Origin of the sequence: Streptomyces sp. SDr-06, from assembly GCF_003324565.1 — a bacterium.
In the GTDB taxonomy this organism is placed as follows: Bacteria; Actinomycetota; Actinomycetes; order Streptomycetales; family Streptomycetaceae; genus Streptomyces.
In genome coordinates this window covers 422,151-434,948 of the sequence record NZ_QOLA01000003.1, presented here as the reverse complement: position 1 = coordinate 434,948, position 12,798 = coordinate 422,151, and the positions used below count along the sequence as shown (strand labels likewise).

Here is a 12,798-nt window from a genome sequence, read left to right as displayed (position 1 = left end):
ATGGATCGGCCCGCGTTGTGCCAGGGATCGCCGCCGCACCCTTGTGCGCGCGTACGGCCGCGTCAGTGGTGTCCGTCACCCCGGTGGAGTTCCAGGTACTCCTCGGCCGTCGGTTTGGGGATGTGACTGCCCGGGCCGTACATGGCCCTGGCCAGGCGGGCCCGCAGCCGGTCGGAGCGGCGGGGTCTGCGCGTGACGCCGTTGGCGTCGACGGTCGGGCCCAGTTCGTAGGGTGCGGGCTGTTCGTGGGCGGTGAGGGTGTACAACTCGCCCTGGGTGAGCGGTTCGTGGACCTCGACGTACTCGCCGTGCGGCAGCCGTTTGACGATGCCCGATTCGCGGCCGTGCAGGGCCTTGTCCCGGTCGCGGCGCTGGAGCCCCTGGCAGAAGCGGTGGGTGACGACGAAGGCGACGGCCGGGCCCACGAAGAACGCGACGCGCACGAACCAGGTGATGGCGTTGATGGACACATGGAAGTGGGTGGCCCACAGGTCGTTGCCGCCGCCGATGAGCAGCACCCCGTACAGCGTCAGCCAGGCGACGCCGAGGCCGGTGCGGACGGGGGCGTTGCGGGGCCGCTGGGCGATGTGGTGCTCCCGGCGGTCGCCGGTGATCCACGCCTCGATGAACGGGTAGACCGCGATCGCCGTCATGATCAGCGGGAAGAGCATGAAGGGGATGAACACGCCGAGTTGGAGGGTGTGGCCCCAGGCGTTGATCTCCCAGCCGGGCATCACCCGGATCAGCCCCTCGGAGAACCCGAGGTACCAGTCGGGCTGGGCGCCGGTGGACACCAGGTCGGGCCGGTAGGGGCCGATCGCCCACAGCGGGTTGATGGTGGCGACCGCGCCCATCACGGCGAGCACCCCGAACACCAGGAAGAAGAAGCCGCCCGCCTTGGCCAGGTAGACGGGCAGGAAGGGCGCTCCCACCACGTTCTTCTCGGTCCGGCCGGGCCCGGCGAACTGGGTGTGCTTGTGGTGGAAGACCAGGATCAGATGGGCCACGACCAGGCCGAGCATGATGCCGGGCAGCAGCAGGACGTGGACCGGGTAGAGCCGCGAGATGATGTCGTGCCCGGGGAACTCGCCGCCGAACAGGAAGAACGAGAGGTACGTTCCGATCACCGGGATGGACAGGATGGCGCCCTGGGCGAAGCGGATGCCGGTGCCGGAGAGCATGTCGTCGGGGAGCGAGTAGCCGGTGAGCCCGGTGACCAGGGCCAGCATGAGGATGGTCCAGCCGAACAGCCAGTTGGCCTCGCGGGGTTTGCGGAACGCGCCGGTGAAGAACACCCGCATCATGTGCACGAGGAGCCCGGCGACGAAGACGACCGCCGCCCAGTGGTGGATCTGCCGGATGAGCAGTCCGCCGCGCACGTCGAGGCTGATGTGCACGGCGGATTCGTAGGCGCGTGTCATGCGGACGCCGTTCAGGGGCACGTAGGAGCCGTGGTAGACGACCTCGACGCCGCTCGGTTCGAAGAACAGGGTCAGCCAGATGCCGGTCAGGATGAGGATGAGGAAGCTGTAGAGGCAGATCTCGCCGAACATGAACGACCAGTGGTCCGGGAAGATCTTGCGCATGTTGGCCCTGGCCAGCGCGTGGATGCCGAGTCGGCCGTCGGCCCAGTCGGCGAGCCGTTCGCCCTTGCCGCTCTCGGGCGGCCGTCCGCTGGGCCGGGTGCGCTCGATGCGTTCGCTCATGCGTCTCCCCCTCAGGCGGACACCAGGGTAGGCACGTGCGTCGGCCGGGGCCAACAGCGCCTGCGGTAAAGGAATGTGATCCTTCATCAGGTGATGGCGCGTTCGGGCGGTCTTCGGCACGTTCGCCGGGGGCGGTGCGTTCGGGTCGTGCGGCGGCGCCCCGCCCCCGGCCGCCGCGGGCGGTGACGGGCGGCCATGCGCGCTGATGTCGGTGGCCGCCGGCGACCGCCCCGTACCGCAGTCTTGAGGGGCTCGATCAACAGACGGGACTCGGCACATGACCGACATCGAGGCGCCCCGCACGGCGCCGGAAGCGTTCGCGGCGGGTTTCGGGCTGCGCGACCTGGTGGTCCGTGAGCTCGACGCACGCTGGCCGGACGGGACGGGTGGCCTCGACGAGGTGTGCCGGCACTCCCTGCTGCCCGCCGGGAAGCTGCTGCGGCCCTGTCTGCTCCTCGCGAGCGCGCAGGCGGTCGGCGGCGATCCGGAGAGCGTGCTTCCGGCGGCGGTTGCGGCGGAGTTCGGCCATGTCGGCAGCCTGATCCACGACGACATCATCGACGCGGACGCGGTGCGCCGGGGGCGCCCTGCGGCCCACCGCAAGTACGGGGCCAACGAGGCCATCGTCGCGGGCGACCTGCTGTTCTTCTCCCTCTTCGAGTGCCTCGCGGAGTGCCGTGACCGGGGTGTTCCGGCCGACCGGGTGGTGACCGCGGTCGCGGCGATCTCGCGGGCCGGAACCGATCTGTGCCGGGGCCAGAGCCTGGAGGCGCGGCTCACCGCGGGCCGGGTCTTCGAGGTGGGCCCGTATCTGGAGATGGTGCGCCTCAAGACGGCGGCGCTGTTCCGTGCGGCGTGCGAGGTCGGCGGGATCCTCGGCGGGGGCGGGCCCGGCGCGTTGGCCTCGCTCGTCTCGTACGCCGACGAGCTGGGCATCGCCTTCCAGGTCCACGACGATCTGCTGGCCTACACGAGCGATCCGGACAGCGCGGGCAAGACGCCGACGAGCGACATCAGGAACGGGCGGCCGGTGCTGCCGGTCGTCCTCGCGTACCGCGGCGCCGGCGCGGCCGCCCGGCGCGAGATCGAGACCTGCCTGTCGGGGCGTACGGATCCGGCCGAGGCGCTCGCCGCGCTCGCCGCGATCCTGCGCGCCTCGGGGGCCGTCGAGGAGTCGCTCGCGTGGGCGGGGCGGCACGCGCGGGCGGCCCTGCGCGCGCTGGACGCGCTGGAGCCGGGCGAAGGGCGTGATCTTCTGGCCGAGTTCGGTGCCCGGGCGCTCGCCGCGCTGCCGGGCGCGGAGGGCGGCCCGGAGCGGGACGCCGGGACGGGCGTCCCGAGCGGTGCCCAGGCGCCCGCGGCGGCGAGCACCGCCGGGAACCGGCCCGGCTGAGCCATCGGGGCCGAATCCGTTCGAGGGCTGTGACCACTGGTCACAGCCCTCACTCGTGTCCCCTCAGCCACAGTCTCCGGGGTCGGTAAGAGGCCGTCACACCGCCCCCAACCAGCCAGATTTACTTGTTACTTGACTCAAGATGACTGCCTATGTTGAATTTGTTGGGTCGCAGAGTCAGCCGAGGAGGCAGGACACGATGGGGGACGACAGCACCGCCGGAATCATCCTGGCGGGCGGCCGGGGGGAACGGGCGAAGCCCATCACCCTGCAGTCCGCCGACTACATCCGCAGCAAGGCGCTCATACCGTTCGCCGGCCGGCCGCTCATCGAGTGGATCGTCGAGGCCTGCCGCGAACAGGGCATCCGCCGCTTCTACGTGGTGGCCCAGGGCATGGAGAACCGGAGCCAGATCAAACTCGTTCTCGGTCACGGCGAGCGGTACGGCGTCGAGATCAACTACTCGCGGTCGCGGTTCGACCAGTACAACGTCGGTTCGGGCGCGGCCACCTTGCACAACCTGGAGCAGTGGGACCTGACCGGACCCGCGCTCGTCATGCCGGTCGACTCGCTGTTCGACTTCTCGCTCGACCGGCTGCTCGCCACCCACACCGCGACCGACGCGGTGGTCACGGTCGCGGCCGTCACCCGCACCCCGCAGGAGACCGCCAACAAGTACGGCGTCATGCGCACCACCGGGCAGGGCCTGGTCTCGGGCTTCGTCGAGAAGCCCCGGCTCCAGCTCATCGAGCAGCTCTTCCCCGAGGCGCTCGCCACCCCCGACGCCCGCACCATCGCCACCAGCGCGGGCATGTACCTGATCGACTGCGGCAGGCTCCGGCTGGCCGCCCGCAACCCGGAGCTGATCCGGCTCGCCCAGCAACGCCTGGACTGGGGAGGCGACCTGCTGCCGTGGCTGGTCGGCCACGACCTGCCGGTCGCGGTCGAGCCCATCGACCGGCTCGGCGACCTCGGCAGCATCGGGGACTACCTCGCCACCCTGGGCGAGGTGCTGACCGGCCAGTACCCGCAGATGAACCGGGCGATGGAGCGTCCGCTCAGCGTGGAGCCGCGGTACTGGATCCACGAGTCCAGCCTGCGCACCAAGGACAACGTCACCGGCACCACCCTGGCCCAGAAGATCGCCGACGGCAGTGTCGTCATCGGGCCGGGGGTGCGCATCGGCCGCCACGCCGAGATCGGCGCGGGCGTCCACCTGCGGTACACCGACATCGGCGACGGGGTCGACGTGCACGAGGGCGTCCACCTCAACCGCTCCGCGCTGGGCGACGCCGCGGTGGTCGGGGCGTACGCGCACATCAGCGACTCCTACATCGGGCCGATGGCCCAGGTGCACTCCGAGCGGCGCAGCCCGGTCCGCCTCGACGACCACTCCGCCCTCGGCGACGGCGCTCACCTGTGGCCCGGCACCCGGCTGTCGGGGGTCATGGTCTATCCGCGGCTGCGGGTCCCCGCGGTCTCGGGGCTGCCCGCCGGGACGCAGCTCACCAGCTCGGACGACATCCTGCAATGGGTCTGACCGGCACCGGCACCCAACCACCTGACCGATCAACGGATCTGACGCTCTTTCAGGAGATTTCCGTGAACAGTCCGATCGCAGTGATAGGCGGTACCGGCCGGGTCGGCCGGCTCGTGACGCAACGGCTCCTCGACCGCGGCGAGGCGGTGCGGGTCGTCGGCCGCAGCACCCAGCGCGGCCGGGAACTGCCCGAGCGGGCCCAGTTCTTCCTCGGGGACGTGCGGGAACCGGAGACCCTGCGCATTCCGCTGCGCGGCTGCTCCGCGATCGTCTACACCGTGGAGCCCGGCACCGACCCGGCCGGACCCGACAGCCCCGAGTCGACCCTGCACACCGGCGTCCGCAACGCGTTGGCCGCGGCCGGCGGCGGCGCCGTGCTCCCGCAGTTCGTGCTGGTCAGCCAGCGCTACGTGACCCACAGGGACCACCCGATGAACGCGTACGGCCGGATGCTCGACTGGCGGCTCGCCGGGGAGGACGCGGTCCGCAGATCGGGCCTGCCGTACACGGTGGTGCGGCCGAGCTGGCTGACCGACCTGGGGGGCGACTCCCGCATCACCCTGGAGCAGGGCGACCGCAGGGACGGCTACGTCTCGCGCCAGGACGTCGCCGAGGCCTGCGTCCAGGCGCTGTACTGCCCCTCCGCGCGCGGCGTCACCTTCGAGATGCGCAGCGAGCCGGGCAGCGGCCCCACCGACTGGGAGCCGCTCTTCGCCCGGCTGCGCTCGGACGAGCCGGTCCGGGAGGCCGACGCCCGCCAGTTACCCGCTCCGGTCGCCGACCGGGCCATTGCTTGACCATCCGCTTGACGTCGAGTCATCAGACCAGGGAGGCACCCGTGACCGAGGCGCCGCAGATCACCGCAGGACGGCCGCAGCCGCTGGGGACCACTGTCGACGCCGACGGGGTGAACTTCTCCGTCTACTCCGAGCACGCCACGCGCGTGGATCTTCTGTTGTTCGACCGCTGCGACGACCCGGAGCCCTCCCGGACCATCCAGCTCCACCCCGACCGCCACCGCAGCTTCCACTTCTGGCACTGCCATGTGCGGGGGCTCGGCGCCGGGCAGGTCTACGCGTACCGGATGGACGGGCCGCACGACACCAGCAGGTCGGGCGCCCGGTTCGACCACCGCAAGGTGCTCCTCGACCCGTACGCCCGCGCCAACATCAACAGCCGCTGGCAGCGCACCCGCGCCATCGGCCTGGACGACAACGTCGCGGAGTCCATGCGCAGCCTGGTCGTCGACCTCGACGACTACGACTGGGAGGGCGACGAGCCGCTGCGCACCCCCATGTCGGAGACGATCATCTACGAGCTGCATGTGCGGGGTGCGACCGCCTCACCGACCTCGCACGCCGCCAGCCCCGGCACGTTCTCGGCGCTCACCGAGAAGATCCCGCACCTGAAGGAGCTGGGGATCACGGCGGTGGAGCTGCTGCCCGTCTTCGACTTCGACGAGACGCAGGTGCTGCGGATCGGCCCCGACGGCAGTGAACTGCGCAACTACTGGGGCTACGACCCGTACGGCTTCTTCGCCCCGCACACCGGCTACTGTTCCGAGCCCCATCTCGCGGGCCACATCGCCGAGTTCCGCGACATGGTCAAGGCGTTCCACAGGGCGGGCATCGAGGTCATCCTCGACGTCGTCTTCAACCACACCAGCGAGGGCAACGAGTACGGCCCGACGATCAGTTTCCGCGGGCAGGCCAACGAGGCGTACTACCACCTGTGGCCGCAGGACCGCAGCCACTACATGGACTTCACGGGCTGCGGGAACGCGGTCAACGCCAACCATCCGATGGTCACCAAATTCATCCTGGAGTCCCTGGAGTACTGGGTCCGCGAGCACCACGTGGACGGCTTCCGCTTCGACCTCGCCTCCGAGCTGTCGCGTGGCGCGCTCGGGTACGAGATGGCGGTGCCGCCGGTGCTGTGGGCGATCGAGCTGTCCCAGGTGCTCGCCGAGACGAAGATCATCGCGGAGCCGTGGGACGGCGGCGGCCTCTACCAGGTGGGCCGGTTCCCCGGAAAGCGCTGGGCCCAGTGGAACGGCCCCTTCCGTGATGACGTACGCCGCTTCGTGCGCGGGGACGCCGGGCTCGTGGGGGACATCGCCGCACGGCTCAGCGGCTCCGAGGACCTGTTCGGACCGCAGCAGGAACTGCCCACCAACAGCATCAACTTCATCACCTGCCACGACGGCTTCACCCTCAACGACCTGGTCAGCTACAACGAGAAGCACAACTACGCCAACGGCGAGGCCGGGGCCGACGGCGCCGGCGAGAACTTCAGCTGGAACTGCGGCGTCGAGGGCCCCACCGACGACCCCGAGGTCGAGCGGCTGCGGGTGCGCCAGATGAAGAACCTGCTCTCCGTGCTCATGCTCAGCCGGGGCGTGCCGATGCTGCTGGCCGGTGACGAGTTCCGCAACAGCCAGGGAGGCAACAACAACGCCTACTGCCAGGACAACCCGACCTCATGGCTCGACTGGGACCAGGCCGAGAAGGAGCAGGAGACCTGGAACTTCACCCGACGGCTGATCGAACTGCGCAGGCGCTACCGCACCTTCCGTGAACCGCGCTTCTACAACGGACACCTCAACTCCCGTCTGCTGTCCGATGTCACCTGGCACGGCACCAAACTGGAGCAGCCCGGCTGGGAGGACACCCACGCACGGGTCCTGGCCTGCACGCTCGGCGGCTTCAACCAGGACCCCGACCTGCATCTGATCCTCAACATGTACCACCTGGGCCTGGACTTCGAGCTGCCCCGGATCCGCGGCCGTCGCTGGCACCGCGTTCTCGACACCGCGCGCCCCGGCCCGTACGACATCCTCCCCGCCGGACAAGAGGAGCTGATCGACGACCACACCTTCCACGCCCACGGCCGCAGCGTCGTGTTGCTGGCGGCCCTGCCTGACGAGAAGGGCACCTCTCGATGAGTGGATCTGCCGAACGCCGCACGTTCTCCGACACCCTGGCGGGCTACGTCACCTACTACAGCCCCACCCAGCACCGTTTCGGTCTGCGCACCTCGGACGACCGGGAATTCACCGTCCATCTGCCCCGCAATGTCTCCTCGCGCATCGTGCGCAACCTCGGCGACGACTACCGCGACACCACCGCCTGCACCCAGGACATGCTCGCCGAGGGCCGGTATCTGTTCGCGTACGGGATCACCTACCAGTGGAAGGGCGGTGAGCGGTTCGAGGCGAAGGAGATCACCTTCCCCGAGGAGAGCCGCGGATCCTACGTCTTCGAGCACCCGGCGTGGTGGGTCCAGCAGGCCGCCGCCGTCGCCGACTTCTACCTGCGCGGGCACTTCCCCGACGGCACGTACGACTGGCGCAACTTCCGCACCAACCTCACGCTCAGCGGCACCCACCTGCCCGACTTCGACGGCGCGGACGTGCGCCAGGAGACGGACACCATCTCGCGGCTGGTGTACGGCCTGTCCACCGCGTATCTGCTGACCGGTGAGGACCGCTTCCTGGAGGCGGCCGAGAGCGGTACGGAGTACCTGCGCGAGCACATGCGGGTCACCGACGAGCAGGACGGCATCATCTACTGGTACCACGGCATCGACGTGACGCGGACCGGGCAGCGCAAGGTGTTCGCCTCGGAGTTCGGCGACGACTTCGACGCCATTCCGATGTACGAGCAGATCTACGCGCTCGCCGGGCCCACCCAGACCTACCGCGTCACCGGCGACCCGCGGATCCTGAAGGACATCGACGGCACGGTGGCCCTGTTCGAGCGCTACTTCAGGGACCGCGACCTCGGCGGGTTCTTCTCGCACCTGGACCCGATCACGCTCGACCCCAACGCCGACTCGCTGGGCCGCAACCGGTCGCGCAAGAACTGGAACTCGGTCGGCGACCACGCCCCCGCCTATCTGATCAACGCCTACCTCGCCACCGGCCGCGAGGACTTCGCGGCGCTGCTGGAGGAGACCGCCGACACCATCGTCGAGCGCTTCCCCGACGAGGCCACCAGCCCGTTCGTCCAGGAGCGCTTCCACGCCGACTGGAGCCCCGACCGCACCTGGGGCTGGCAGCAGGACCGGGCCGTGGTCGGCCACAACCTCAAGATCGCCTGGAACCTGACGCGCATCAAGGCGCTGCACGACAAGGCGGAGTACGGCGTCACCGCCGACCGGATCGGCGAGATCATGCCGGCCGTCGGCAGCGACCAGCTGCGCGGCGGCTGGTACGACGTGGTGGAGCGCCGCCCCGACCCGGACAGCGGCATCCACCGCATGGTGTGGCACGACCGCAAGGCGTGGTGGCAGCAGGAGCAGGCGATCCTGGCCTATCTGATCCTGGCCGGCACCTCGGGCGACCCCGAGCAGCTGCGCCTGGCGCGCGAGGCCGCCTCGTTCTACAACGCCTTCTTCCTCGACTACGAGGACGGCGGGGTGTACTTCAACGTGCTGGCCAACGGCATCCCCTATCTGCTCGGCACCGAGCGGCTCAAGGGCAGCCACGCCATGGCCGGCTACCACGCGCTCGAACTCTGCTACTTGGCGGCCGTCTACACCGGCCTGCTGATCAGCAACGACCCGCTCACGCTGCACTTCCGGCCGCGCCCGTGCGACCTGCCGGAGCGCACCCTGCGCGTCGCGCCCGATCTGCTGCCGACCGGTTCGGTGGAGCTGACCCGGGTGTGGGTGGACGGGCAGCCGTACCACCGCTTCGACAACAAGGAACTCACCGTCCAACTGCCCGACGGGGACGCCCCGGTGCGGGTGCGCGTCGAGCTGGAGCCGGCGCAGATGCGGCTGCGGATGCGCACCGAGTTCGACGGCGACACCGCGCACATCCGCTGCGACGGGATCATCGACGCGGCGGAGCTGGAGAAGTTCCGCCGGATCCTGGGCGAGGTGATGGCGGCCGAGCCGCAGCGGGTGGAGTTCCACCTGTGCCAGGTCACCGAGATGTGCCGGCCCGCCATCAACGAGCTGCTCTTCCAGCGCACCAAGGCCGGCCTGGACGCCGACTTCGTGATCGTGGGCTGCACGCTGCCCGATGTCGCGGACGCGCTGCTGGCCACCGACGCCTTCCTCCTCGAGGGCGGTGACGAGTGCGCCCATGAATGACCTCTCTCGTCCGCTGGGCTCCAGCGCCACCGATCGATTCGGACACTCCCGGGGGCACCTTGTCTTCCATCCTCCAACTCTCCGAGGCCCGCAAGGCTCCTGCGACGGCGGACTTCTCCGCCTACTGCCAGGACCTGTTCGTCGCGTTGACGCGCTCCGACCAGCGGCGCTGGGGCGAGGTGTATCTGCGTGGGCTGCTCGACGTACCGGGCCGCAAGACGCCCACCAGGATCTCCGAGCACGTCCTGGGGCACCGGGCCGTGCAGCAGCTCCAGCAGTTCGTCCACCAGAGCCCGTGGGACTCGGGGCCGGTCCGCCGGCGGATCGCCGAGCGGACGGGCGCGGTGTTCCGCACCGAGGCCTGGGCCGTCGACGAGGTGGTCTTCGCCAAGAACGGTGACCGCTCGGTCGGCGTGGCCCGCCAGTACGCCCCGTCGCAGCAGCGCACCGTCAACTGCCAGCTGGCGTACGCCACTTCGCTGGTCGGCACGGGCGGCGGGCTCCCGGTGAACTGGCGGCTGCTGCTCCCCCAGCGGTGGGACCAGGACGAGCGGCTGCGCGGCCAGGCCCATCTGCCCGACGCGGAGCACTGCCGGCCGCGCTGGAGCTATGTCCTGGAGGCCCTCGACGAGATGACCGAGGAGTGGTTCCTGGAGCCGCAGCCGGTGCTCGCCGACTGGCGCTCGGAGAGCGATGTGGAACCGCTGCTGCGGGGTCTGGAGGCGCGCGGCCACGGCTACCTGATCGAGGTGTCGCCCAGCACCGGGGTCACCCTGCCGCGCCCGCACGCCGCGTCTCCCGCGACCCGGGGCACGGTGACCGAGCTCGCCGAGCACGTGGCGCGGCGCGACGAGCGCACCCCGATCGCGTGGCACGACCGGACCACGGAGCGGATGCGGCGCTCGCAGTTCCTGTCCGCTCCGGCCCTGCTGTGCTCGGACGGCCCGCAGCACGCGGTGCACCGGCAGCGGCCCCGGCACCTGGTGACGGACTGGCCCTACGGCCGGCCCGCGCCGCGTGCCTACTGGCTGACCAATCTGCCGGCCCGCCGCCTCGCCGAGGCGATTCCGCTGGCGCAGTTGCGCAGCCTGTCCGCCGACGGGCTGCGCAGGCTCCAGGAGGACTTCGGGCTCGGGGACTTCGAGGGCCGCTCGTTCCGCGGCTGGCACCACCACGTCACCCTCGCGTCGGCGGCGCTCGCCTTCGACGCGCTCAGCAGACACACCGAGGAGGAGTGGCTGAGCGGGCAGGGCGCCTGAGGACCTGAGAGCGCTTCCATCCGGCCGTCCGCCGGGCCCGCCCCGGGCCCGGCGGACGGCCGCGGGCTAGGGGGTCCAGCCCACCGCGGCGAAGTCGATGTCGCCGAGGCCCGGGATCCCGTAGTTGGCCAGCCCCTTGCGGACCGCCATCATCTGGGGCCGCTGATAGAGCTCGACGTCGTGGCCGAGCTTCCAGATCTCGGCGTCGGCCTGGTTGTACAGCTGGGCCGCGCGCTGCGGGTCGAGGGTGCCGGAGGCCTGCTTGAGGAGGCTGTCGAGCGTGGCGTCGGAGATCCGGCCGTAGTTCTGGAAGCTCTGGGCGCCGCGCGGCAGCCGGTAGACGGCCTGTGTCTGGCTGGGGTAGATGAGATCGGTGAAGCGGAAGATGGCCAGGTCGAAGTTGCCGACGTCCAGGTACTTCGGCCCGTAGTCGTCGGCCGGCACCTTCTGGATCTCCACCCCGATCCCCACCTGGCCGAGCATCTGCTGCAGCAGCTGGGCGAGGTCGAGACCGAGCCGGTTGGTGGACTCCGCGATCACGAACCGCAGCTTCAGGGCCCGGCCGTCCTTGACCCGTGGCCTGCCCGCGCCCGGTGACTTCCACCCGGCCCGGTCGAGGAGCTGCTCGGCGGCCTTGGGGTCGAACGTGCCCAGCTCGCCGGAGTTGTCGGCGTACCCGGGCTGGTTGGTCATGAAGATGTGGTTGCCGAGCAGCGGCACCCCGACGGGCAGCCCCTCGGCCGCGACGTTCGCCAACGCCTGCCGGTCGACGGCCCGTTGGACGGCGTGCCGTACGTCGATGTCCTGGAGCGGGCCGCCCGCGCCGTTGAGGCTGACGTGGACCTCGTCCCACGCGGAGCCCGTGCGGACCGTGCTGTCGGGCGCCGACTTGAGCTGCTGGTAGGCCTCGGCGGTGGCCGCGTTCACCGCGTCGATCTCGCCGTTGAGGAAGGCCTGGAGGGCCGCGGCCGGCAGCAGCGCGCGGAAGACCACCTTGTCGAGGCGAGGCTTCGCGCCCCACCAGGCGGGGTCGGGGACCGCGGTGACGGACTGGGTGGTGCGGTCCATCGAGGCGATCTTGAAGGGGCCCGCGGTGACCGGGATCCGCCCGGCCCAGCCGTTGTTGAACTGCTCGGGTGTGCCGGTCGCGGAGGCCGGGAAGAGCGGGTCGAACAGGCGCTGCCAGTCGGCGTAGGGGCTGCGGAAGACGACCTGCACCTCGCTCGGGTCGCTGCCCTGGCGCACCGCGGAGATCTGGTCGTAGCCGGAGGTGTCGGCCACCAGGTACCGCTCGTCGCCCTGGCCCAGCGCCTTCCACTGCGCCGCGAAGTCGGCCGCGCCGAGCGGCTTCCCGTCGGACCAGCGGGCGCGCGGGTTGAGCCGGTAGGTGACCGTCTGCGGTGCGGTCGCGGTGACGGAGGCGGAGCGCAGGTAGTCGGGGTCGGGGTGCGGGACGCCCTTCGCGTCGCGGCGGAACAGCTGCGGCTCGACCAGGCTGTCGATCTCCGCGGCCTCGCCGATCGTCCCGGCGGCCTGGTTCACGTTGTACTGCGTGACCCACTGGGAGGTGGCGAGGGTGAGGGTGCCGCCCTGGCGCAGGTTGCGCGCGGGCTGCCGGCCGATGTCCTCGGTCCCGTAGGCGGGGGCCCGCATCGCGCGTGGGGACGCGCTCTGGTGCGGCACCGCCGCGGAGGTGCATCCGGCGAGCGTCAGCGCCGCCGCCGTGCCCAGTACCGCCCATCTTCGCGCACCACGTAACCGAGCCACCCCAGCCTCCGCCCTGACAACGCGTCAAATAGC

At 70.7% G+C, this 12,798-nt stretch carries 8 protein-coding genes; 6 read left to right on the top strand and 2 right to left on the bottom strand.

Annotated elements, in window-relative coordinates; genetic code table 11:
- Positions 1-62: 62 nt before the first annotated feature.
- Positions 63-1,706 carry a cytochrome b gene (locus DT019_RS10340; RefSeq protein ID WP_114036409.1) on the bottom strand — a complete coding sequence of 548 codons (1,644 nt, stop codon included), beginning with the start codon at positions 1,704-1,706 and terminating at the stop codon, positions 63-65.
- Between the two features lie 277 nt (positions 1,707-1,983).
- On the opposite strand from DT019_RS10340, the gene DT019_RS10335 reads away from it, so the two are divergent.
- From DT019_RS10335 to DT019_RS10310, 6 genes are all read left to right on the top strand, one after another.
- On the top strand, positions 1,984-3,099 hold the full coding sequence (locus DT019_RS10335) for a polyprenyl synthetase family protein (RefSeq protein ID WP_114036408.1): 1,116 nt from the start codon (positions 1,984-1,986) through the stop codon (positions 3,097-3,099).
- A 199-nt stretch (positions 3,100-3,298) separates the two neighbouring features.
- A complete protein-coding gene (locus DT019_RS10330; protein WP_114036407.1) occupies positions 3,299-4,639 on the top strand; it encodes a sugar phosphate nucleotidyltransferase in 1,341 nt (446 codons plus the stop codon).
- Between the two features lie 62 nt (positions 4,640-4,701).
- On the top strand, positions 4,702-5,436 hold the full coding sequence (locus tag DT019_RS10325) for an SDR family oxidoreductase (protein ID WP_114036406.1): 735 nt from the start codon (positions 4,702-4,704) through the stop codon (positions 5,434-5,436).
- A gap of 41 nt (positions 5,437-5,477) precedes the next feature.
- A complete protein-coding gene (gene glgX / locus DT019_RS10320; RefSeq protein WP_114036405.1) occupies positions 5,478-7,583 on the top strand; it encodes a glycogen debranching protein GlgX in 2,106 nt (701 codons plus the stop codon).
- A complete protein-coding gene (locus DT019_RS10315) occupies positions 7,580-9,739 on the top strand; it encodes an AGE family epimerase/isomerase (protein WP_114036404.1) in 2,160 nt (719 codons plus the stop codon). The genes glgX and DT019_RS10315 overlap by 4 nt, the downstream gene beginning before the upstream one ends.
- Positions 9,740-9,798: 59 nt before the next feature.
- Complete coding sequence (locus tag DT019_RS10310) at positions 9,799-10,998, top strand: IS701 family transposase (RefSeq protein WP_223279386.1); 1,200 nt, start codon at positions 9,799-9,801, stop codon at positions 10,996-10,998.
- A 66-nt stretch (positions 10,999-11,064) separates the two neighbouring features.
- On the opposite strand, the gene DT019_RS10305 is transcribed toward DT019_RS10310, so the two are convergent.
- A complete protein-coding gene (locus DT019_RS10305; RefSeq protein ID WP_223279385.1) occupies positions 11,065-12,765 on the bottom strand; it encodes an ABC transporter family substrate-binding protein in 1,701 nt (566 codons plus the stop codon).
- Positions 12,766-12,798: the final 33 nt, after the last annotated feature.